We start from the raw sequence: 20,848 nt of genomic DNA, 5'->3' as shown, positions 1-20,848 counted from the left end.
AAAGCAAAAAAGCCACAGGGTTCCGGCCTACGACTTTATCCGCGCATTCTACAGACAGCCGGCAAGAATCCGTACTAGCTTCTGTGCCCGCGGGTCCATCAATACATAAGGGCCGAGGGTATTGGTAACGAAGCCGAAGGCGACATCGTATTCGGGATCGGCAAAACCGACGGAGCCGCCGGCACCCGGGTGGCCGAAAGCCTTGGCCCCGAGGCCGAACGTGGCGTTGGGCACCTCCGGCTGATCGAGCATGCAGCCCAGGCCGAAACGGGTCTGGGTCAGCAGGGTCTTGTCCATGCCCAGGCTGTGCTGGCGGGTCAGTTCCTCGAGCATGTCGGCTTCCAGCAGGCGCCCGTCGAGCAGGCCGCTATAGAAGCCCGCCAGGCTCCGTGCATTGCCATGCCCGTTGGCGGCCGGTTGCTGCATGCGCCGCCACTCCGGCTTGTTGGTGCTGGTCATGATCGACGGTGGGTTGGTGAACGCCCGGGTGCTCATCGCCTCGGGTTCGCGCATCGTCACTTGCAGCAGGCGCTGGGCCGCCGCATCGCCGACATGGCCCTTGCCCCGGGCGATATGGGCGACGCGATGGAATTCTTCGTCCGCCAGGCCAACATGGAAGTCCAGGCCCAACGGCCGGGCAATCCGCGCCACGATCGACTCACCCGGCCCACGGCCATCGGCGCGTCGCAACAACTCGCCGACCAGCCAGCCATAGGTGATCGCGGCGTAGCCATGGCCCTCGCCGGGCGTCCACCAGGGGGTTTCGGCCGCCAGGGCGTCGACCATGGTCTGCCAGTTGTAGAGCGCCTCGGGAGGCAGCAACTGGCGCAAGGCCGGCAAGCCGGCCTGATGGCAGAGCAGCTGGCGCAGGGTGATACCGGACTTGCCGGCGGCGGCGAACTCGGGCCAATACTGGGCAACCGGAACATCCAGTTGCAGCCTACCCTCGGCCACCAGTTGCAGCGCGGTGACAGCGGTAAAGGTCTTGGTGCAGGAAAACAGGTTGGCGATGGTGTCGCTGTGCCAGGCCTCGGCGCCATCCTTGTCGGAGGAGCCGGCCCAGAGATCGACCACGGTTTCACCGCCGATCTGGATACAGAGCGCGGCACCGCGCTCCTGGGGATCGTCGAAAAGGGCCGCGAAGGCTTCGCGCACCGCCTCGAATTGAAGTTCGAAATGACCCTGAATCTGCACCCGTGACTCTCCCGCCGCAACACCTTCCAAAGTGGCCTGCATTGTTCCAGCGATTGGCAGGTTTGGGAACAGACCTGAATCAGACAATTCGTAACACCTTGCAAGAATTGTCAGACGTTGCGCGAAACACTGTAGGAATCAGTGGCCATTGCCGGAGTGACCGCCGGAATGTCCGGCACCCTCCCCGCCAGCGCTACCCGAACGACCGTTGCCACCATTGTCATCCTGGCCGATGCCCTTGGCGGCCTTCTGCTGCGCCTCCACCTTGGCTTTCTCGGCTTCCTTGTTGAGCAAAGCCAGGGCCTGCAGGTTGCTCTTGCGCACGCTCTCGACAAAGCCCTGGAATGGCACATCGGTAATGCCCACCAGGCCGAAATGGCCGTTTTCACCGTCCAGCAGACGACCGCTGACCGGCTGGTCGAGGTACTGGAACCAGTGCACGCCGACGATCGACGGCTGGGCCACCGCCTGCTTGAGGAACGCGGCATAGGCCGGGCCCCGATCTTCTTCCCGGGCCAGTTCCGTCACGCCGCCCCAGAATGGGCCACGGTCCTTCGAGCCGAAGTTGAACTCGGTGATCAGCACCGGTTTGTTCAATGCCTCCAGTTGATCGAAGTCGTATCCGTCCTGGGGCTTGAGGGTGTAGAAGTTGAAGCTCAACACATCGCAGTACTGGGCACAGGACGCCACGGCCTCGGGCGTGCTGACGGCAAAACGACCGCCCAGCAGCAGGTGATTCGGCGCATGCCATTTCAGCGAGTCGGAAATGGTCTTGAAGTAGGTATCGGCAAACACCTTCTGGAAATACTTCAGGTCCGCTTCGATCTGCGGGTGGGCGGGATTGGGCAGCGGCGCCTCGAAACCCGGGTCTTCCATCTGCTCCCAGGTCGGAATCTCCACGCCCCAGGCCTTGGACAGGCCCTGCTGGTTGCGGTACTTGTCGCGCAACTGCTTGAGGAAGGCGCGCTTGGCCGGTACGTCGGTGGTCATGCGCAACGTGCCGTAGGCCAGGGCGTAACGGGATTTCGGATCGTCGCCGGGACCGGCCCAGGCCAGCTCGTTGTCGGCGAAGTAACCCACCAGCCAAGGATCGTCGCGATGATCACGTGTGGCAATCGCCACCGCGCGCTCGGTGGCCATGGCAAAACGCGGGTCGAACGGATCGGGCATGCCGCCCCACCAGTCGCTGCCAGTGCTGATGCTCGCATAATCGCCGACGATGGACAGTGGCAAGGTGTAAGGCACACGGTCGTTCAGGCCCAGGGCCGGATCGCTCCAGTTACCGATGGTGTTGAAGCCCCAGGCCTGCAAGCGGTCCAGGGTGTGCTTCTGCCAGCGTTGCTCGTCCAGACCCGGGGCGCAGGGCACCTTGGGTTCAGCCGGCGCGGTGGTCGCGCACGGCGAACCGTAGGTGCGTTCCAGGTTGGCGCCATAGAAATCGAACCAGCGCCCGGACTTGAAGGCCCGGCCCTGGGAAGCCCCGGTGGTGATGCTGTTGTCGGCCTTGCCATAGTAGGCAGCCAGGGGCTCACCATCCTTGGGCAGGTCGCTGAACATGCCTTCACGACCTTCGACATAGGTCTGCTGGTCGTGAGCGCTGACGGTATTCACACCCAGGGAGTAGAACGGATGCCCCTCCGGCGTCACCAGGTACCAGCGGCCGTCGTGCTTTTCGGTACGGAAGAAACCCGTGGCGTCGAAGAGCGGGCCCTTGAGCGAACCGCCGAACTTGTCCCGGGCACTGCGCTCGCGCTCGGTCAGCCAGGTCTTCAGTTGCTGGTTTTCCTTGCTCGCGGCGGCCTTGAGCTGATCGTCGCTGCTGATTTTTTCCGGCCACTTGGCACGGGTCGACTGGCCGTAGCCATCCACCAGCGAGCTATAGACGGCCTTGACCACATCGTCACCGGCCTGCACGCCGAAACGTTCCAGAAGGATGTTCTGAGGCACTTTGGGTGCGTCCATCGACAGGGTCACCGACACCACCTGCTGGCGATTCAATTCACCCTGGCTGCTGGCCAGCAACACACGCTGGCCATCCACCGTGGTCGGCATCGGCGGACCGGCACGCATGCCCTGGCTCAACGGCGAACTGGCCTGCAGTGGCACCAGCAAGGTCTGTGCGGGACCGGCAGGCAGGTCGACGCGACTGGTGAGGGTCTTGCCGTCGCTGCTCTGGATCGTCACGTTGAGGGTCAGCGCCCAATCCATCGCACTCTGGATCCGCAGGCTCATGGCCCCCGCCTGCGACCAGTCCCAGGCACCGGTCTGCGGCGTGAGACGCAGGCTCGGCTGCGCTGCCGGGTTGAAGGTGACCCGCCGCAGCACTTCGCCTTCGGCCGTCTGCTCCGCGTTGTATTGCGGCAGGCTCGCATCCACGGTGACCACCTGCACCACATCGGCGGGACGAACGAAGTTGAACAGCGTCTGTTGCCCGGCAGGCGCGGCCCAGAGCGGCGCGGCGAACAACAAGGCGAAAACGGCGGGCAGCGTACGGCCAATCATATGAATCAAACTCTCCCTTACGGCCAATCAAAGGCCAGCGTGACGCCAAGCGGCGCCATCCGTAGACAACGAAGTTAGTTATTTAACCTGCATCACATCAAGAAATTTCCCGCCGGAACGGCGGCAAGGCATTGAGGATAGCTTTTCCGTAGCGCTGGGTGACCAGGCGCCGGTCGAGCAAGGTGATGATGCCGCGGTCTTCCTCGGTGCGCAGCAGCCGCCCGCAGGCCTGGACCAGCTTGAGGGAAGCGTCCGGCACGGAGATCTCCATGAACGGGTTGCCGCCACGGGCTTCGATCCATTCGGCCAGTGCCGCCTCGACCGGATCATCCGGGACCGAGAAGGGAATCTTGGCGATCACCACGTGTTCGCAGTAGGCGCCGGGCAAGTCCACTCCTTCGGCAAAGCTCGCCAGGCCGAACAACACGCTGGAGTCACCGCCGTCGACCCGGGCCTTGTGCTTGTTGAGGGTCTCCTGCTTCGACAGGTTGCCCTGGATGAATACCTGCTTGCGCCAGTCGCGGTCCAGGCCGTCGAACACGTCCTGCATCTGCTTGCGCGAGGAGAACAGCACCAGGGTGCCCTTTGAGCCTTCCACCAGTTCCGGCAGGTCGCGAATGATCGCGGCGGTATGCGCCACTGCATCGCGAGGGTCGGCGTTGAGATTCGGCACCCGCAACACGCCGGCATCGGCGTGATGGAAGGGGCTCGGCACCACCGCCGTCACGGCCTTCTTCGGCAGGCCGGCGCGCATGCGGAAACGGTCGAAGGTGCCCAGGGCGGTCAGGGTCGCCGAGGTCACCAGGGCGCCGTAGGCCACGTTCCACAGATTGCGCCGGAGCATTTCAGCGGCGAGGATCGGACTGGCGTTGACCTCGATGTCAAACAACACACCGCTCTCGGCCAGGCTCAACCAGCGGGCCATGGGCGGATTGTCTTCCGGGTCTTCGGCGGTAAAGGCGGTCCACAGCTCCCAGTTGCCCTGGGCGCGGGACAGCAAACTGCCGAACAGCGGGTACCATTCCTCGGCCTGGTGGCTGGCGATGCCGATATTGACCTCGCCATCCATGCCTTCCTTGAGCAACTCGGTCAGGCGGGTGAAGAGGTCGTTGAGGCGGGCGAAGCCTTTCTTCAGCTCGATGCCCATCTCGCGGATATGCTCCGGGATCACCCCGCCGACAAAACGATGGCGCGGCCGCTCGCGGCCCTCGGTGTCTTCACCGGTCTTGAAGTCGGCCAGTTGCTCGCAGGCGCTGAACATGAACTGCTGGTGGGTCTTGATCTCCCGCGCCAGCTCCGGCACCTGCTCGATCAGCTTGCCCAGGTCACCGGGCAGCGGATGCTGGGCCAGCAGCTTGGTCAGGTTCTTGGCGGTCTGCTCCAGCCAGTCGGCGGTGGAGCGCAGCCGGGTGTAGTGGGCGAAGTGGCCGATGGCCTTGTCCGGCAGGTGGTGGCCTTCGTCGAACACATAGAGGGTGTCACGTGGGTCGGGGAGCACCGCGCCACCACCCAGGGCCAGGTCGGCGAGCACCATGTCATGGTTGGTGACGATCACGTCGACCTTGCCCATGCCCTCGCGAGCCTTGTAGAAGGCGCACTGGCCGAAGTTCGGGCAATGGCGGTTGGTGCACTGGCTGTGATCGGTGGTCAGGCGCGCCCAATCGGCGTCTTCCAGGGCGTTGGGCCAGCTGTCGCGGTCGCCGTCCCATTTGTTCCCGGCGAGCTTCTCGATCATGCTGGTGAACAGCTTCTGGCTGGCCTCGTCGACCTCGATGCGGAAACCTTCCTCTTCGAACAACTGCGCGGTGGCGGTCTGCGCATGACCCTCCTGCAACAGCATGTCGAGCTTGGACAGGCACATATAGCGCCCGCGGCCCTTGGCCAGGGCGAAGCTGAAGTTCAAACCGCTGTTGCGCATCAGGTCGGGCAGGTCCTTGTAGACGATCTGCTCCTGCAGCGCGACGGTGGCGGTGGCGATCACCAGACGCTTGCCGGCGGCCTTGGCGGTGGGAATCGCCGCCAGGCTGTAGGCCACGGTCTTGCCGGTACCGGTACCCGCCTCCACGGCGACCACGGCCGGATCGCCACTGCGCCGGCCTTCGTCATCGGTGTCGATATCGCCGAGGACCTTGGCCACTTCGGCGATCATCAGGCGCTGGCCGTAACGCGGCTTGAGGCTCTTGGCTTCGAGAAAACGCGAGTAGGCGCCCTGGATCGTGGTTTTGAGTTCGGTGCTGATCATGAGTCTTCAGGCGCAAGAAACGCTGGATAAATTTTCAGTGGTTCGAATGGACGGCTATCATACCCCGCTAAACCCTCGCGCGCCGCACGGAGTACCCGAATGACCGTTTTTGCCCTTGTCTACACCCTCCACGTCCTGGCCGCGCTGGTCTGGGTCGGCGGTATGTTCTTCGCCTGGATGATCCTCCGTCCGGCGGCCATGGCCGCGTTGGAAGGCCCGGCCCGGCTGAAGCTGTGGCTTCAGGTGTTCCAGCGCTTCTTCGTCTGGGTCTGGGTCGCGGTGGTGCTCCTGCCGATCAGCGGCGTGGGGCTGATCCAGTTGCGCTTCAGCGGATTCGAGACCGCACCGCGTTATGTGCAGGTCATGATGGGCCTGTACATCGTCATGGTTGCAGTCTTTATTCGTATCCAGTCGTTGCAATTGCCGGATCTGCGCCAGGCGGTAGAGGCCCAGGACTGGCCTGCGGGTGCGGCGACGCTGGGACGGATTCGGCGGCTGGTGGGGATCAATCTGCTGATCGGACTGGTGCTGGTGGCCGTTGCGGCGGCACGTCCGATGTTTTGAATGCGGAGGCTGGCTGGATGCAGGAGGCCGGCCTGCCACGGACTGTGTAGGAGCCGGCTTGCCGGCGATGAAGTCAGCAAGCCTGGCATGATCGGTCGCTATCGCCGGCAAGCCAGCTCCTACAGGGTTTGTAGCGTTTTCACGATCTTGTTACAGCCGCTGAACCGTCACGCTGCCCGCAGGACCAACCGGCCCCGGCTTGCCCGCCAGACCCGGACGACCGGACTTGCCACCGTCTGTGTCGTAGACAAAACAACCCTTGGACTTGCCGCCCGCGCCCGGACGCCCCGCCGCGCCGGCAATACCGCCGTTACCGCCATCGACCAGCACCTGGATCTGCGCCGCCGGATAATCCCGTGGCAACTGCAACCGGACCTGTGCCCCCGGCGCGCCCGGATGACCGTCGCCGCCATTGTCACCGTCCGAACCTTGCCCAGCCGCGCCCCAGGTACAACCCGGCTCATCACCATTGGCCCCATCGAGCCCGACAAACCCCGGCACACCCGCGCCACCCCGGGCATCGATCGACAGCAATGGACCGCTGAGCGCGTCGATGCGCAGATCCAGGTTCCGTCCCGGCGAAGGGGCTCGCTGATAGGTGCCCGGTGCCCCAACCGCGCTGATCTGGCTACCGCTACCCAGCTCGGCACGCGTGGCCTTGAGTGCGAACCCCTGCTCGCTCGGTACAATGGCGATACGCGCCGACTTGCCCAGGTGCAGTTCACCGATATTCAGTTGCGTGACGCTGGCGGGCACCAGCAAGGTACCAAAGTCGGCCACATCCAGACGTTCCAGTTGCAGCACCGAGGTGCTGGCGGGCAGGCGCAGCATGGAATTGGTTTCGACGGTCACGACCTGGGCAAACGCCAGGGGGCTGCACAGGGCAGCCAACAGACACAGGCTACGCATGCTGGTGTTCCTCACGGGTGGGCAAAGGCAGGATTTGCAGATGAAACATGCCGAACAGCAGGATCTGCGCCCGGTCGCGCCAGGGATGGGCGCGGCCCTGCAGGCTGCCATTGAACAGCATGATCTCCAACAAATGTGTCAACAGCAGCATGCTCCCGGCCAGATCCACCAGGACCCGGAACGGACTGATCAGCGGATGCGCCAGATTGACCAGCACCACCAGCCAGAACATCAGCGTCAACACCTTCCCCAGCCCCCAAAGCACCTTCATACGCCCCCCTGATGAGTTATTCTTTGGCGCACAGTAAGGCGAGTCAGGGCAGTTTGCCAGAGGCCGTTGAAAATTCGCCCGTGTTTGCCGCTCCGACCGAGGAATCCCGATGCCTGAAAGCCTTTCCGCCCGCACGCCCCAGCAAGCGCTGGCGGCCCTGCTGGACCGTTACGCCCCGCAAAACCTGCTGCTCGTCGGGGCCGGCAGCTTTCCGGCACTGGAGGCGTTCCAGGCCGCCCATCCCGAAACCCAGGTGGCCTTCGCCGAACCTGGCCCGCTGTCGGCCGCACTGGCCGCCCGGCGTTTCGACCTGGCGCTGGTGGTCGACTGTCTGGAGCACCTGCCCAAGCGTGACGGCCGGCAGCTGCTCGGTGGCATTCGCAACCTCAACGCCAGCCGCATCGCGGTGCTGGTGGACATGGCCGCCAGCGGCTGGCAGGACAGCGACTTCTTCGCCCTGGCCCTGCAAAACAGCGAACGCTTTGCCCGCGACGAGCAGGTACTGACGTTGTTCACCTATGATCTGAAGGAATACAAACAGGTGCCGGACTGGCTGAACGCCAAGTTCTGGGCCAATCCGGAAAATTTCGGCAAGTACTGGTGGTGATTCCCGTGAGCACATCCATCTGTCCCTGTGGTAGCGGCAACCTGCTGGAGGCCTGCTGCGGCCATTATCATGCGGGCCATCCGGCCCCCTGCGCCGAAGCCCTGATGCGCTCGCGCTACTGCGCCTATGTATTGGGGCTGGTCGACTACCTGGTGAACACCACGCTGCCCATTCAACAACCGGGGCTGGACCGCCAGGCCATCGGCGAATGGAGCGCGCAAAGCACCTGGCTGGGCTTGGAGGTGGAAAGCTCGGAAGTCTTTGGCGGCCAGCCCGAGCATGCCTTCGTGACCTTTACCGCGCGTTGGCACGACAGCAACGGCGAACACAGCCACCGGGAAAAGTCGTCCTTCGTACAAACCGATGGGCGCTGGTATTTCATCGACCCCACCGTGCCCCTCAAGGCCGGGCGCAATGACGCCTGCCCCTGCGGCAGCGGGCAGAAATACAAGAAGTGCTGTTCCGGCTACCTGCTCAGCTGAGGCGCAGGTGTGAGATATCCGGCACCGTGACGACGGTTGCCACCGACAGTTGGCCCATGTCGGCACCGACCGGCGCCACGCTGAAGGCCGACAGATCCAGGGCCAACGCGACGGGCTCGGGCTTGGCATCCTGCATATCGCTGCCGACCTCGGCGATGCCGAAGTCCGGCGCATCGACCTCGCTGAACGCGGCCATATAGGCATCCCGCGGCGCCACCTGGGCACGGCCCGGCGCTGGGACCGGGGCCGTCATCTCGATCTCTTCGACGGCCATCTCGACCACCGCGACCAGCGCCCCGGCACGCTCGAGGGTGACCCTGTACTTTTCCGCCGCCGCGGCATCGAGATTGCTCTTGAGCACCAGGCGCCGTCCGGAGAACAGCAGTTCGATGCGCTGGGCATCGGCCTGGAACAGCCGGGCCAGGTTGCTTTTGACCTGATCGGGCGCAGCACCGGGTAGCGATTCGCCACTAAAGACAATCTCGTAAAGCGTCATGATCACACTCCTGTGCGCCGACCTGATCCGTTGCGCGAATGCTCGGCAGTATCACCCAGTGGATTTACCGCCACAACCATGAGCTTTTTCTGTCACAGGCTTGCTATGCTGGGGCCTCGGCGGGAGGAACCCCATGCACTCACGGACACTTGGCACGCTCGGCCTGCTTATGCTGTTGACGCTTTCCGGCTGTGCGTCCTGGTTCGATGGCGGTACCCGCGAGCCCGAGGTTCGCCTGGTGCGGGTCGAACTGATCAAGGCGCGCCTGGTTCAACAGAAATTTCGCCTGCACTTTCGTGTCGACAACCCCAACGACGACAGCCTGACCGTGCGCAGCCTGCATTATCGTCTCTACCTCGACGGCTGGCTGCTGAGCGAAGGCGAGTCCGACAGCGGCTGGTTCACCGTGGAAGCCAACAGCCACGCGTCCCTGGTCATTCCAGTCAGGACCAACCTCTGGGAACACCTGCGCGACCTGACCAAGCGCCTGAAACACCCCCATGATCCGATCCCCTACCGACTGGAGGGCGAACTGGAAACCGGACTATTCCTCAGCCATGACGTGCACCTGGAGCGTAAAGGCGAGATAATTCCCGCCGAAATTATTCCGGAGTGACACCAGCATGACCCAGCAACCCCATGTCCACGGCCCTGATTGCAACCACGATCACGAGCATGAGCAGCACGATCACGACCATGGCCATGTCCACGGCCCGAACTGCGGTCACGCTCACCAGGAGCCGGTACGCAACGCGCTGAAGGACGTGGGTCGCAACGATCCGTGCCCGTGCGGCAGCAGCAAGAAATTCAAGAAGTGCCACGGGGCCTGAGGCTTTCCGCCAGTAACGCCCCCGCAGGAACGCATTGAACCCATTTCAATGCAAAAAAAATCCCCGACCAGGTCGGGGATTTTTTATGGGCAGGTGCAGGAGCGCGCTACTGGAACAGCGCCTCGCTGGACAGGCCATTCTTCTCGAGGATCTCGCGCAGGCGCTTGAGTCCCTCGACCTGGATCTGCCGAACGCGCTCGCGGGTCAGGCCGATCTCCAGACCGACATCCTCCAGGGTACTGCTCTCATGCCCGCGCAAGCCAAAGCGCCGTACAACCACCTCACGCTGCTTATCGGTCAATTCCGACAACCACTGGTCGATACTCTGGGACAGGTCGTCGTCCTGAAGCAGCTCGCAGGGATCGGTAGGTCGATCATCGGTGAGGGTATCGAGCAACGTCTTGTCGGAATCCGGCCCCAGGGACACGTCCACCGAAGACACCCGCTCATTCAGGCCGAGCATGCGCTTGACCTCACCCACCGGTTTTTCCAGCAGGTTGGCGATTTCTTCCGGGGAAGGCTCATGATCGAGTTTCTGGGTCAGCTCCCGTGCCGCCCGCAGATAGACGTTCAGTTCCTTGACCACGTGAATAGGCAGGCGAATGGTCCGGGTCTGATTCATGATCGCCCGTTCAATCGTCTGGCGGATCCACCAGGTGGCATAGGTTGAGAAGCGAAAGCCACGTTCCGGATCGAATTTCTCCACCGCCCGGATCAAGCCGAGGTTGCCCTCTTCGATCAGGTCCAGCAGGGAAAGACCGCGGTTGACATAACGTCGGGCGATTTTCACCACCAGACGCAGGTTGCTTTCGATCATGCGCTTGCGGCCCGCGGGATCGCCACTTTGCGACAGACGCGCAAAATGAACTTCTTCTTCCGGGGACAACAAGGGGGAAAAACCGATTTCATTGAGATACAACTGGGTCGCATCCAGCGCCCGCGTGTAGTCAATGTACTTGTGCTGCTTGAGCGCAGCAGCATTCTTGGTCTTGGCACGAACTGGGGGTGGAGAACTGTCGTCCTCCGGCATCATATCCATGACGATGTCGGAGTCCATAAGGAGCACCTCATCATCGATGTCAAACCCCGGCGCTTCTTTACTGAGAGCCATTGTTATAGTCCTTTGGTGAGTTCGACCTCAAGCTCGAGCGGCGCCTTTATCCTTGGCAACGCTGGAACCTGTTCCCACTACAGTCAGGAGAACAGGCTGGAAAACGGATCAACGACGTGGCAGGAATTGCAGTGGGTCTACGGGTTTCCCCTGGCGGCGAATCTCAAAATGCAGTTTCACCCGGTCCGTACCAGTTGATCCCATCTCGGCAATTGTCTGTCCGACCTTGACCTGCTGACCCTCCCGAACCAACAGCCTACGGTTGTGACCGTAAGCACTGACGTAGGTATCACTGTGTTTGATGATGACCAGCTCGCCGTAGCCCCGCAACCCACTCCCGGCGTAAACCACTGACCCATCAGATGCAGCTAAAACAGGCTGTCCCAAATCTCCGGCGATATCAATACCTTTATTCAAACTACCGTTTGAAGAGAATTTTCCAATCAGAATACCGTTTGAAGGCCACGCCCAACCCTTCGGCGCGGGACCGGCCGGCGGCATCGGCGCCGCTGCCGCAGGTGCCTGGGCCGCGGGTTGCGAGGTGGTTGCAGTGCCAGACGCGCCGTTGGCCGGACGCCGGGTGATGGTGAACTTGCTCGAAGGCGAAGCGCTCGACGACGTCGAGGCGACAGCCGTCGGCGTTGAATTTGAACGGCTGTCGAAGCGAATCGCCTGACCCACGTGGATGGTGTAAGGCTCGGGAATATTGTTACGCGCGGCCAGGGCTTTCCAGTCCCAACCGTAGCGGAAGGCGATCGAAAACAGGGTATCGCCACGGGTGACCACATGCTGGCCGGTGGTGGTCATCGGTTTCTGTGGCGTCGCGCTGGCGGCTGTCGTTGTAGCGTTGCCGTTACGATCAACGACGCGCACGCCGTTCTTTGGAGCACTGGAGCAACCAGCCAGTAAAGCACTGAGGGCAAGGCCGATCATCAGGCGCTGAACGCTTGCTTTACCCATACGCTGCCGAATGACTGTGAGACTCACCCGCCGCTCCCTTTGTGGTGGCTGAAATAAGAGTGCCTGTACAGGCGGTAATGTGACGTAAGTATAACTGGCTGTTGGAATTTCACTGACAACAAAGCCAAGTCGAAAACCCGACACATTTTAAACATGGGTGCCGTACCAGTCCCGCTCTAAGACCTACGACCTTAAACAGAATTCATTGCCGTTCAACAAATGTTCAGGCCAACGGTCCGTTAAGCAGCGGAACGAAACGTACCGCGCCTAATACATGACGGGAAAAACCCTGCTCTTCGCGCACGATCAGCATCAACTGCTGGACTTCACCGGCACCCACCGGAATCACCAGGCGACCGCCCGGGGCCAATTGATCGAGCAAGGCCTGGGGCACATCCGTGGCGACGGCGGTGACAATAATGCCGTTGTACGGCGCCAGTGCCGGCCAGCCCTCCCAGCCATCGCCCCAACGGAACACCACGTTGCGCAGGTTGAGTTCGACCAGACGCTCCTTGGCGCGATCCTGCAGGACCTTGATCCGCTCCACCGAAAACACCCGCTCCACCAGCTGCGACAGCACCGCCGTCTGGTAACCGGAGCCGGTACCGATCTCCATCACCTTGTCCAGCGGCCCGGCCTCCAGCAGCAGCTCGCTCATGCGCGCCACCATATAAGGCTGGGAAATGGTCTGGTTGTGGCCGATCGGCAGCGCCGTATCTTCGTAGGCACGATGGGCCAGTGCCTCGTCGACAAACAGATGACGCGGCGTGCGACGGATCACTTCCAGCACCTGGGCGTTGGTCACACCTTCTTCATAGAGTCGCTGAATCAAGCGTTCGCGGGTTCGCTGGGAGGTCATGCCGATACCGCGACGCATCAGTTCGTCTTGCTCACGGGTCATCAAGCAAGCCCCTCCAGCCAACCGCCCAGCGACTGGAAGGCATCATTGAAGGTGCGATCCAGTTGCAGCGGCGTCACCGAGACAAACCCTTGCATCACGGCATGGAAGTCCGTCCCCGGGCCACCGTCTTCGGCGTCTCCGGCGGCGGCGATCCAGTAACCGGCCTTGCCCCGTGGGTCGACCACCCGTGTCGGCGCCGCGGCCCGGGCCCGATGGCCCAGGCGCGTGAGCTGGACACCGCGAATGCGCTCCAGGGGCAGATTGGGAATATTCACATTGAGCACCGTGCGCGCGGGCAGCGCCAGGCCTTCATGGGCCTGCACCAGCAGGCGGGCGAAATGCGCGGCGGTGGCCAGGTTGTCGACCTGGCGCGAGGCCAGCGAAAAAGCGAACGAAGTACGCCCGAGGAAGCGCCCCTCCAGGGCGGCCGCCACCGTACCGGAATACAGCACGTCATCCCCCAGGTTGGCCCCCAGGTTGATACCGGACACCACCATGTCCTGCTCCTGCGCCAACAGGGCATTGAGCCCCAGGTGCACGCAGTCGGTGGGTGTGCCGTTCAGGCTGATAAAGCCGTTGGGCAATGTATGTGGGTGTAGCGGGCGATCCAGGGTCAGCGAGCTGCTGGCGCCACTTTTGTCCTGGTCCGGGGCAATCACCGTGCACTCGGCATAGTCCACCAGCGCAGCATGAAGCGCGGCGAGACCGGGTGCGAAAACCCCATCGTCGTTCGAAATCAGAATACGCATGAGCTGTCCGTCTGTCCTACCGGCACCAGATCGACGAGTTCGCGCACCAAAGCAGTGGCGAAGCATCCGGCCGGCAGGATGAATTCCAGTTGCAGAATGTCAGACTCCGGATAATGCCACGACAACCGGCCAATGGGCAGCCGCAGGATGCGTCGTTCGTGTTCCATTGTCGCCTTGACCAGCCATTGGCAGAGCTCGGCCTCGCGCTCGGCAACCGCTTGCTCCAGGGCAAAAGTCGCACCCGCCGCCGGTGACGGGCCTTCGCCCCACTGCGGACCGGTGGGGTGCAGATCGAGAATGGCCAGGCGCGGATCGCTGCATTCGGCCTCACCGGCCGGGAAGAAACTGCGGCTGTCGGTGAAGGCCAGCAGGTCGCCGACCTGGGCCCGGTTCCAGCTGCCGTCGGCGACACGCGCCGCCAGCACCTGGTTGAACAGGTAGCTGCGGGCCGTGGACAGCAACCGCGAACGCACATTGCGCTGCTCGGGCAAGGCCCGGCGCGCCGCATAGGAACGGGCCTCGCCGAGGTTGCCGCCGAGGTGACCGAAACGCTGGGCGCCGAAATAATTCGGAATACCTTGCGCGGCGATCTGTTCGAGGCGTTGCTGCAAGCCGTCCTTGTCCGCGTTCAATTGGGTCAGGCGCAGGGTGAAGCCGTTGGCGGCATGGGCGCCGCGTTGCAGCTTGCGCTTGTGCCGCGCACTCTTGAGGATCAGCAGGCTGTCGTTCTGGGCCGCCGACAGGTCCGGATCGGCCTTGCCCGGCAGTTGTACGCTGAACCACTGGCGCGTCAGGGCCTGGCGGTCCTTGAGACCGGCATAGCTGACGGTACGCAACGGCACGCCGGCGGCCTTGGCGATACGCCGGGCAGCCTCTTCGGTATTCAGGCCGCGCTTCTCCACCCACAACCACAGGTGCTCGCCCTCGCCGCTCAGCGGGATATCGAGGACTTCATCGACCTGGAAGTCGTCGGCCGTGGCCTTGAGCACCGCGCTCCCGAGGACATCGCCGTAGGCACGCGGGCCCAGCAGTTCCAGTTCAGTCATGCGCGTAGCAACAAGGCGACGCTGTGCACAGCGATGCCTTCTTCACGGCCGGTGAAACCGAGCTTTTCAGTGGTGGTGGCTTTGACGTTCACTTGATCCAACTCAACTTCAAGATCCGCGGCAATCAGCGCGCGCATCGATTCGATATGCGGCGCCATTTTCGGCGCCTGGGCAACGATAGTGTTATCGACGTTGCCGACTTTCCAGCCCAGGGCCTTGATCAACGACACCACATGACGCAGCAGCACCCGGCTGTCGGCGCCCTTGTAGGTCGGGTCGGTGTCAGGGAAATGCTTGCCGATATCGCCCAGGGCCGCAGCTCCCAACAGCGCATCGCTCAAGGCATGCAGCAGCACGTCGCCGTCGGAATGGGCGAGCAGCCCGTGGTGGTGTGCAATCCGCACGCCGCCCAGGGTGATGAAGTCGCCTTCGGCGAAACGGTGCACATCATAGCCGTGGCCAATACGCATAAAAAAACGCCCCGATGTAAGTCAGGGCGTGATTCTACCTATTTTGCGAGAGATTAACCGCTAAGAGCTGCGTGGTGGTGACGCAGGTGGTCATCAATGAAACTGGCGATGAAAAAATAGCTGTGGTCGTAGCCCGGTTGCAGCCGCAACGTCAGCGGATGTTGCGCCAGCTTCGCCGCCTGTTGCAGCGCCTCGGGCTTGAGCTGGTTGGCCAGGAAATCGTCGCGATCGCCCTGATCCACCAGGATCGGCAGCTTCTCAGTGGCCTCGGCGATCAGCACGCAAGCATCCCACTCACGCCAGCGCGAGCGTTCTTCCCCCAGATAACGGGAAAAAGCCTTTTGCCCCCAGGGACAATCCATCGGATTGCTGATCGGCGCGAAGGCCGACAACGACTGATAGCGCCCGGGGTTGCGCAGGGCGCAGACCAGCGCGCCATGCCCTCCCATGGAATGACCGCTGATACCGCGCTTGTCCGAGGCCGGGAAGTGCGCCTCGACCAGCGCCGGCAGCTCATGCACCACGTAATCGTGCATCCGGTAGTGCTGGGCCCAGGGTTGCTGGGTCGCATTGAGATAGAAACCGGCACCCAGGCCGAAGTCCCAGGCCTTGTCGGGGTCACCGGGCACGTCGGCGCCGCGCGGACTGGTGTCCGGCGCGACGATGATCAGCCCCAGCTCGGCAGCCAGGCGCTGGGCACCGGCCTTGTGCATGAAGTTCTCGTCGGTGCAGGTCAGGCCGGACAGCCAGTACAGCACCGGCAGCTTGCCGCCCTGCTCGGCCTGTGGCGGCAGATAGACAGCGAACACCATGTCGCAGCCGAGGACTTCGGAATGGTGCTTGTAGCGTTTGTGCCAGCCGCCGAAGCTTTTCTGGCAGGACAGGTTTTCCAGGCTCATGACCGACCTCAGAAATGAATGACGGTGCGAATGCTCTTGCCTTCATGCATCAGGTCGAACGCCTTGTTGATATCTTCCAGGCCCATGGTGTGGGTGATGAAGGTATCCAGCGGGATCTCGCCCTTCTGCGCCATTTCCACGTAGCTCGGCAGCTCGCTGCGCCCGCGCACGCCACCAAAGGCCGAACCACGCCAGACGCGACCGGTCACCAATTGGAACGGACGGGTGGAAATTTCCTGGCCGGCACCGGCGACGCCGATGATCACCGACTCACCCCAGCCCTTGTGGCAGCACTCCAGGGCCGCACGCATCAATTGCACATTGCCGATGCACTCGAAGGAAAAGTCCACGCCGCCATCGGTCATATCGACAATCACTTCCTGGATCGGACGATCGAAATCTTTCGGGTTGACGCAATCGGTGGCGCCCAGTTGCCGGGCGATTTCGAACTTGGCCGGGTTGATGTCGATGGCAATGATCCGCGCCGCCTTGGCCTTGACCGCACCGATCACCGCCGACAGGCCGATACCGCCGAGGCCGAAGATCGCCACGGTGTCACCCGGCTTGACCTTGGCGGTGTTGAGCACCGCGCCGATCCCGGTGGTGACGCCGCAACCGAGCAGGCAGACCTTCTCCAGCGGTGCGTCTTTCGAGATCTTGGCCACGGAGATTTCCGGCAACACGGTGTACTCGGAGAAGGTCGAGGTGCCCATGTAGTGGAAAATTGTCTCGCCCTTGTAGGAGAAACGCGAAGTGCCGTCCGGCATAAGGCCTTTGCCCTGGGTGGCGCGGATGGCCTGGCAGAGATTGGTCTTGCCCGACAGGCAGAATTTGCACTTGCCGCATTCCGGGGTGTAGAGCGGGATGACGTGGTCGCCCACCGCCACCGAGGTCACACCCTCGCCGATCGCCTCGACAATCGCGCCGCCTTCGTGGCCGAGGATCGACGGAAAGATACCTTCCGGGTCCGCGCCGGACAGGGTGTAGGCGTCGGTGTGGCAAACGCCGGAGGCCACGACACGCAACAGCACTTCGCCGGCCTTGGGCATGGCGACATCGACTTCGACGATCTCGAGGGGTTTCTTGGCCTCGAAGGCAACGGCAGCACGTGACTTGATCATCCAGCAACTCCTGAAAAGTGAACAACGAAAACCTGAGTGTAAATCAGCCTTGATTGATTAATAATCCAGTCAAAAGCAAAACATTATTGCTGTACAGGGACAATCCAATGAATGACAACCGCTGGGAAGGCATCGACGAGTTCGTCGCGGTGGCCGAATGCAGCCAGTTCACGGCGGCGGCGGAGCGCCTCGGGGTATCCTCGTCCCATATCAGCCGGCAAATCGCCCGGTTGGAAGAGCGCCTGCAAACCCGCCTGCTCTATCGCAGCACCCGGCGGGTGACCCTGACCGAAGCCGGGCAGACGTTCCTGCAGCATTGCCAGCGTCTGCAGGACGGCCGCGAGGAAGCCCTGCGCGCGGTGGGCGACCTGACCAGCGAACCCAAGGGCATGTTGCGCATGACCTGCGCCGTGGCTTATGGCGAACGTTTTATCGTGCCGCTGGTGACCAGTTTCATGGGGCTGCATCCGCAGTTGCGGGTGGATATCGAGTTGAGCAACCGTACCCTGGACCTGGTACATGAGGGCTTGGACCTGGCGATTCGGTTGGGCCGTTTGCAGGATTCGCGGCTGGTGGCGACCCGGCTGGCGCCACGGCGGATGTACCTGTGCGCGTCACCGTCCTACCTGGAACGTTATGGTCGCCCCCATAGCCTGTCGGAATTGAGCCGGCATAACTGCCTGATCGGCAGTTCGGATATCTGGCAACTGGAGCAGGACGGGCGGGAGTTTTCCCAGCGGGTACAGGGTAATTGGCGCTGCAACAGTGGGCAGGCGGTGCTGGATGCGGCACTGCAGGGGGTTGGGTTGTGTCAGCTGCCGGACTATTACGTGCTGGAGCATTTGCACAACGGCACGCTGATCTCCTTGCTCGAAGCCCATCAGCCACCGAATACGGCGGTATGGGCGCTGTATCCGCAACAGCGGCACCTGTCGCCAAAAGTGCGCAAGCTGGTGGATCATCTCAAGGAAGGATTGGCCAAACGGCCCGAGTACAGCGTTTGACCGGTGCCCTCAGCGACGATTAGCCCAGCGCAAACGCAACCACTCCAGGTCTTCAGGCCGGGTGACCTTGATATTGTCCGAACGCCCTTCGATCAGGCGCGGCGCCTGGCCCGCCCATTCCATCGCCGAGGCTTCATCGGTGATGGTTGCATCGGCCACCAGGCTGTCCGCCAGGGCCCGGTGCAAGGGACCCAGGCGGAACATCTGCGGCGTATAGGCCTGCCAGATCAAACTGCGGTCGATGGTTTCCAGGACCCGCCCGTGCTTGTCGACGCGTTTGAGCGTATCCCGCGCCGGCACGGCCAGTAGCCCACCCACCGGGTCATCGGCCAACTCACCGAGCAAGGTATCGAGATCGCCACGGGACAAATTGGGCCGCGCCGCATCATGGACCAACACCCAATCGTCCTCCATCGCCCCCAGGGTATGCAGGTGCAGCAAGGCATTGAGTACCGAATCGGCCCGTTCGCCGCCACCATCGACCCGCTGGATACGCGAATCCGTGGCACAAGCCAGGCCCGGCCAGTAGGGATCGTGGGCGGCAAGGGCAATCACCAGGCCCTTCAAGCCCGGATGATCGAGGAAACAGCCAAGGCTATGTTCGAGAATCGTGCGTCCGCCCAGGGACAGATACTGCTTGGGACGGTCCGCGGCCATACGGGCACCGACGCCCGCGGCAGGAATCACGGCCCAGAAGGCCGGTAGAGAGAATTCAGTCATTGCGCCAGCTGATAAAGGGTTTCACCGTCCTTGACCATGCCCAGTTCATGGCGAGCACGTTCTTCAACGGTCTCCATGCCTTTCTTCAGTTCAAGAACTTCCGCGTCAAGCACGCGATTACGCTCCAGCAGGCGCTCGTTTTCGGCATGCTGTTCGGCAATTTGCTGTGTCAGGTCGGCTACCTGCGCCAGGCTCCCATTGCCCACCCAAAGGCGGTACTGCAGGCCAGCCAGCAGCAAGAGCAGAACGAGGAACAACCAATTGGGACTGCGCATCGAATTTCAGTTATCCAGTGGAAAAGACAGCCATGCCAACCATTTCGAACCGACTGATAGCACGAAGCCTGGAAGAACCAGGCTTGTGCTCTCAAAGCATCAGATTAGTGCTAAAAAACTCGCGATAGCGACTTTTCCGACACAATCTGGTGTCTTTTTACCATCTACTGCTTAACCGCGAAACTCGGAGCGACCGTTGTACTTGGCCTTGGCGCCCAGTTGCTCTTCGATACGCAGCAGTTGGTTGTACTTGGAGACGCGGTCGGAGCGGCACAGCGAACCGGTCTTGATCTGGCCTGCAGCGGTACCCACGGCCAGGTCGGCAATGGTCGAATCCTCGGTTTCACCGGAACGGTGCGAGATCACAGCAGTATAGCCGGCGGCCTTGGCCATCTGGATGGCTTCCAGGGTTTCGGTCAGGGTGCCGATCTGGTTGAACTTGATCAGGATGGAGTTGGCGATCTTCTTGTCGATGCCTTCCTTCAGGATCTTGGTGTTGGTAACGAACAGGTCGTCGCCCACCAGCTGGGTCTTCTCGCCGATCTTGTCGGTGAGAATCTTCCAACCAGCCCAATCGGACTCGTCCAGGCCATCTTCGATGGAGATAATCGGGTAACGCTCGGTCAGGCCTTTCAGGTAGTCGGCGAAACCTTCGGCGGTGAACACCTGGCCTTCGCCGGACAGGTTGTATTTACCGTCTTCGTAGAATTCGCTGGCCGCGCAGTCCAGGGCCAGGGTCACGTCGGTGCCCAGCTTGTAACCGGCATTGGCCACGGCTTCGGAGATCACTTTCAAAGCGTCTTCGTTGGAGGCCAGGTTCGGCGCGAAACCACCTTCGTCACCGACAGCGGTGCTCAGGCCACGGGCCTTCAGCACGGCTTTGAGGTGATGGAAAATCTCGGTGCCCATGCGCAGGCCTTCGGAGAAGGTCTTGGCGCCAACCGGCTGAACCATGAATTCCTGGATGTCGACGTTGTTGTCGGCATGCTCGCCGCCGTTGATGATGTTCATCATCGGCACCGGCATGGAGTAGACACCCGGCGTGCCGTTGAGGTTGGCGATGTGTGCGTACAGCGGCAGGTCCTGGTCCTGGGCAGCAGCCTTGGCGGCGGCCAGGGACACGGCAAGGATGGCGTTGGCGCCCAGGGTCGCCTTGTTCTCGGTACCGTCCAGGGCGATCATCGCGTGATCCAGGGCCTTCTGGTCGGAAGGGTCCTTGCCCAGCAGCAGCTCACGGATCGGGCCGTTGATGTTGCCGACGGCCTTCAGCACGCCCTTGCCCAGGTAACGACTCTTGTCGCCATCACGCAGTTCCAGCGCTTCACGCGAACCGGTGGAAGCACCGGACGGCGCGCAAGCGCTGCCGATGATGCCGTTGTCCAGAAGCACGTCCGCTTCCACGGTGGGGTTGCCACGGGAGTCGAGAACTTCACGACCTTTGATGTCGACGATTTTTGCCATTGTTGTAAACACTCCAAAGTTGACGAAAACGACG

The 20,848-nt window shown here is 62.3% G+C and carries 23 protein-coding genes; 6 read left to right on the top strand and 17 right to left on the bottom strand.

The genetic code is table 11. The annotated features are described in order from the left end of the window. Window positions 1-48 precede the first annotated feature (48 nt). From M5C56_RS24320 to dinG, 3 genes are all read right to left on the bottom strand, one after another. The gene (locus M5C56_RS24320) at window positions 49-1,194 is read right to left on the bottom strand and encodes a serine hydrolase domain-containing protein (RefSeq protein ID WP_103496427.1); all 1,146 of its coding nucleotides are present in this window, start codon (window positions 1,192-1,194) and stop codon (window positions 49-51) included. 138 nt (window positions 1,195-1,332) lie between these two features. Then, window positions 1,333-3,696, bottom strand: coding sequence for a beta-galactosidase (locus M5C56_RS24315; RefSeq protein WP_103496410.1), 2,364 nt, complete (start codon window positions 3,694-3,696; stop codon window positions 1,333-1,335). Between the two features lie 97 nt (window positions 3,697-3,793). Then, entirely contained in the window at window positions 3,794-5,938 is a 2,145-nt protein-coding gene (gene dinG / locus M5C56_RS24310; protein ID WP_103496409.1) for an ATP-dependent DNA helicase DinG, read from the bottom strand. A 99-nt stretch (window positions 5,939-6,037) separates the two neighbouring features. Between dinG and M5C56_RS24305 the strand changes: the two genes are divergently transcribed. Continuing rightward, window positions 6,038-6,502 (top strand): CopD family protein, encoded by a 465-nt coding sequence (locus M5C56_RS24305; RefSeq protein WP_103496408.1) that lies wholly within the window; start codon window positions 6,038-6,040, stop codon window positions 6,500-6,502. A gap of 150 nt (window positions 6,503-6,652) precedes the next feature. Here M5C56_RS24305 and M5C56_RS24300 read toward each other — a convergent pair whose 3' ends face one another. Together M5C56_RS24300 and M5C56_RS24295 are read right to left on the bottom strand one after the other, a co-directional pair. After that, window positions 6,653-7,411 carry a hypothetical protein gene (locus M5C56_RS24300; protein WP_103496407.1) on the bottom strand — a complete coding sequence of 253 codons (759 nt, stop codon included), beginning with the start codon at window positions 7,409-7,411 and terminating at the stop codon, window positions 6,653-6,655. Beyond that, window positions 7,404-7,682, bottom strand: a complete 279-nt coding sequence (locus tag M5C56_RS24295; protein ID WP_103496406.1) for a DUF1145 domain-containing protein — start codon at window positions 7,680-7,682, stop codon at window positions 7,404-7,406. Before M5C56_RS24295 ends, M5C56_RS24300 begins: the two co-directional genes overlap by 8 nt. Window positions 7,683-7,791: 109 nt before the next feature. Here M5C56_RS24295 and M5C56_RS24290 point away from each other — a divergent pair, with 109 nt between their 5' ends. Both M5C56_RS24290 and M5C56_RS24285 read left to right on the top strand, forming a co-directional pair. Further along, window positions 7,792-8,289: a DUF6231 family protein gene (locus M5C56_RS24290; RefSeq protein WP_103496405.1), complete on the top strand. Its 498-nt coding sequence runs from the start codon at window positions 7,792-7,794 to the stop codon at window positions 8,287-8,289. A 5-nt stretch (window positions 8,290-8,294) separates the two neighbouring features. Then, window positions 8,295-8,771, top strand: a complete 477-nt coding sequence (locus tag M5C56_RS24285; RefSeq protein WP_103496426.1) for a YchJ family protein — start codon at window positions 8,295-8,297, stop codon at window positions 8,769-8,771. Here M5C56_RS24285 and M5C56_RS24280 read toward each other — a convergent pair. Further along, window positions 8,764-9,267: a hypothetical protein gene (locus M5C56_RS24280; protein ID WP_103496404.1), complete on the bottom strand. Its 504-nt coding sequence runs from the start codon at window positions 9,265-9,267 to the stop codon at window positions 8,764-8,766. The genes M5C56_RS24285 and M5C56_RS24280 overlap by 8 nt on opposite strands. A gap of 133 nt (window positions 9,268-9,400) precedes the next feature. On the opposite strand from M5C56_RS24280, the gene M5C56_RS24275 reads away from it, so the two are divergent. Further along, window positions 9,401-9,883 carry an LEA type 2 family protein gene (locus M5C56_RS24275; protein WP_103496403.1) on the top strand — a complete coding sequence of 161 codons (483 nt, stop codon included), beginning with the start codon at window positions 9,401-9,403 and terminating at the stop codon, window positions 9,881-9,883. 7 nt (window positions 9,884-9,890) lie between these two features. Next, window positions 9,891-10,097, top strand: a complete 207-nt coding sequence (locus M5C56_RS24270) for an SEC-C metal-binding domain-containing protein (protein WP_103496402.1) — start codon at window positions 9,891-9,893, stop codon at window positions 10,095-10,097. Between the two features lie 106 nt (window positions 10,098-10,203). On the opposite strand, the gene rpoS is transcribed toward M5C56_RS24270, so the two are convergent. The 8 genes from rpoS to M5C56_RS24230 all read right to left on the bottom strand — a co-directional run bounded on the left by rpoS (window position 10,204) and on the right by M5C56_RS24230 (window position 17,354). Then, a complete protein-coding gene (gene rpoS / locus M5C56_RS24265) occupies window positions 10,204-11,208 on the bottom strand; it encodes an RNA polymerase sigma factor RpoS (protein ID WP_103496401.1) in 1,005 nt (334 codons plus the stop codon). A 108-nt stretch (window positions 11,209-11,316) separates the two neighbouring features. Further along, complete coding sequence (locus M5C56_RS24260) at window positions 11,317-12,195, bottom strand: peptidoglycan DD-metalloendopeptidase family protein (RefSeq protein ID WP_103496400.1); 879 nt, start codon at window positions 12,193-12,195, stop codon at window positions 11,317-11,319. 196 nt (window positions 12,196-12,391) lie between these two features. Next, entirely contained in the window at window positions 12,392-13,027 is a 636-nt protein-coding gene (locus tag M5C56_RS24255) for a protein-L-isoaspartate(D-aspartate) O-methyltransferase (protein WP_177100209.1), read from the bottom strand. Between the two features lie 41 nt (window positions 13,028-13,068). Beyond that, complete coding sequence (surE, locus tag M5C56_RS24250; RefSeq protein WP_103496398.1) at window positions 13,069-13,818, bottom strand: 5'/3'-nucleotidase SurE; 750 nt, start codon at window positions 13,816-13,818, stop codon at window positions 13,069-13,071. Then, window positions 13,806-14,864: a tRNA pseudouridine(13) synthase TruD gene (gene truD, locus M5C56_RS24245; protein WP_103496397.1), complete on the bottom strand. Its 1,059-nt coding sequence runs from the start codon at window positions 14,862-14,864 to the stop codon at window positions 13,806-13,808. The genes surE and truD overlap by 13 nt, the downstream gene beginning before the upstream one ends. Beyond that, complete coding sequence (gene ispF, locus M5C56_RS24240) at window positions 14,861-15,334, bottom strand: 2-C-methyl-D-erythritol 2,4-cyclodiphosphate synthase (RefSeq protein WP_103496396.1); 474 nt, start codon at window positions 15,332-15,334, stop codon at window positions 14,861-14,863. The genes truD and ispF overlap by 4 nt, the downstream gene beginning before the upstream one ends. A 53-nt stretch (window positions 15,335-15,387) precedes the next feature. Beyond that, window positions 15,388-16,233 carry an S-formylglutathione hydrolase gene (gene fghA / locus M5C56_RS24235; protein ID WP_103496395.1) on the bottom strand — a complete coding sequence of 282 codons (846 nt, stop codon included), beginning with the start codon at window positions 16,231-16,233 and terminating at the stop codon, window positions 15,388-15,390. 8 nt (window positions 16,234-16,241) lie between these two features. Next, window positions 16,242-17,354 (bottom strand): S-(hydroxymethyl)glutathione dehydrogenase/class III alcohol dehydrogenase, encoded by a 1,113-nt coding sequence (locus M5C56_RS24230; RefSeq protein WP_103496394.1) that lies wholly within the window; start codon window positions 17,352-17,354, stop codon window positions 16,242-16,244. A 107-nt stretch (window positions 17,355-17,461) separates the two neighbouring features. Here M5C56_RS24230 and M5C56_RS24225 point away from each other — a divergent pair, with 107 nt between their 5' ends. Further along, entirely contained in the window at window positions 17,462-18,358 is an 897-nt protein-coding gene (locus tag M5C56_RS24225) for a LysR substrate-binding domain-containing protein (protein ID WP_103496393.1), read from the top strand. A gap of 9 nt (window positions 18,359-18,367) precedes the next feature. Here the strand turns inward: M5C56_RS24225 and ispD are convergent, their stop codons facing one another. The 3 genes from ispD to eno form a co-directional block, all read right to left on the bottom strand. After that, window positions 18,368-19,078: a 2-C-methyl-D-erythritol 4-phosphate cytidylyltransferase gene (gene ispD, locus M5C56_RS24220; protein WP_103496392.1), complete on the bottom strand. Its 711-nt coding sequence runs from the start codon at window positions 19,076-19,078 to the stop codon at window positions 18,368-18,370. Next, window positions 19,075-19,353 carry a cell division protein FtsB gene (ftsB, locus tag M5C56_RS24215; protein WP_017906255.1) on the bottom strand — a complete coding sequence of 93 codons (279 nt, stop codon included), beginning with the start codon at window positions 19,351-19,353 and terminating at the stop codon, window positions 19,075-19,077. Before ftsB ends, ispD begins: the two co-directional genes overlap by 4 nt. A 171-nt stretch (window positions 19,354-19,524) precedes the next feature. After that, window positions 19,525-20,814: a phosphopyruvate hydratase gene (eno, locus tag M5C56_RS24210; RefSeq protein ID WP_103496391.1), complete on the bottom strand. Its 1,290-nt coding sequence runs from the start codon at window positions 20,812-20,814 to the stop codon at window positions 19,525-19,527. Window positions 20,815-20,848 lie beyond the last annotated feature (34 nt).

The organism is Pseudomonas sp. MWU13-2862 (assembly GCF_023242495.1).
Taxonomy (GTDB): Bacteria; Pseudomonadota; Gammaproteobacteria; order Pseudomonadales; family Pseudomonadaceae; genus Aquipseudomonas; species Aquipseudomonas gingeri_D.
This window is presented reverse-complemented; position numbering and strand designations above follow the sequence as displayed.

Coding starts and splice junctions, on each gene's coding strand:
- M5C56_RS24315 (WP_103496410.1), bottom strand. CDS start 3,696: ATGATTGGCCGTACGCTGCCCGCCGTTTTCGCCTTGTTGTTCGCCGCG.
- dinG (WP_103496409.1), bottom strand. CDS start 5,938: ATGATCAGCACCGAACTCAAAACCACGATCCAGGGCGCCTACTCGCGT.
- M5C56_RS24305 (WP_103496408.1), top strand. CDS start 6,038: ATGACCGTTTTTGCCCTTGTCTACACCCTCCACGTCCTGGCCGCGCTG.
- M5C56_RS24300 (WP_103496407.1), bottom strand. CDS start 7,411: ATGCGTAGCCTGTGTCTGTTGGCTGCCCTGTGCAGCCCCCTGGCGTTT.
- M5C56_RS24295 (WP_103496406.1), bottom strand. CDS start 7,682: ATGAAGGTGCTTTGGGGGCTGGGGAAGGTGTTGACGCTGATGTTCTGG.
- M5C56_RS24290 (WP_103496405.1), top strand. CDS start 7,792: ATGCCTGAAAGCCTTTCCGCCCGCACGCCCCAGCAAGCGCTGGCGGCC.
- M5C56_RS24280 (WP_103496404.1), bottom strand. CDS start 9,267: ATGACGCTTTACGAGATTGTCTTTAGTGGCGAATCGCTACCCGGTGCT.
- M5C56_RS24275 (WP_103496403.1), top strand. CDS start 9,401: ATGCACTCACGGACACTTGGCACGCTCGGCCTGCTTATGCTGTTGACG.
- M5C56_RS24270 (WP_103496402.1), top strand. CDS start 9,891: ATGACCCAGCAACCCCATGTCCACGGCCCTGATTGCAACCACGATCAC.
- rpoS (WP_103496401.1), bottom strand. CDS start 11,208: ATGGCTCTCAGTAAAGAAGCGCCGGGGTTTGACATCGATGATGAGGTG.
- M5C56_RS24255 (WP_177100209.1), bottom strand. CDS start 13,027: ATGACCTCCCAGCGAACCCGCGAACGCTTGATTCAGCGACTCTATGAA.
- surE (WP_103496398.1), bottom strand. CDS start 13,818: ATGCGTATTCTGATTTCGAACGACGATGGGGTTTTCGCACCCGGTCTC.
- truD (WP_103496397.1), bottom strand. CDS start 14,864: ATGACTGAACTGGAACTGCTGGGCCCGCGTGCCTACGGCGATGTCCTC.
- ispF (WP_103496396.1), bottom strand. CDS start 15,334: ATGCGTATTGGCCACGGCTATGATGTGCACCGTTTCGCCGAAGGCGAC.
- fghA (WP_103496395.1), bottom strand. CDS start 16,233: ATGAGCCTGGAAAACCTGTCCTGCCAGAAAAGCTTCGGCGGCTGGCAC.
- M5C56_RS24230 (WP_103496394.1), bottom strand. CDS start 17,354: ATGATCAAGTCACGTGCTGCCGTTGCCTTCGAGGCCAAGAAACCCCTC.
- M5C56_RS24225 (WP_103496393.1), top strand. CDS start 17,462: ATGAATGACAACCGCTGGGAAGGCATCGACGAGTTCGTCGCGGTGGCC.
- ispD (WP_103496392.1), bottom strand. CDS start 19,078: ATGACTGAATTCTCTCTACCGGCCTTCTGGGCCGTGATTCCTGCCGCG.
- ftsB (WP_017906255.1), bottom strand. CDS start 19,353: ATGCGCAGTCCCAATTGGTTGTTCCTCGTTCTGCTCTTGCTGCTGGCT.
- eno (WP_103496391.1), bottom strand. CDS start 20,814: ATGGCAAAAATCGTCGACATCAAAGGTCGTGAAGTTCTCGACTCCCGT.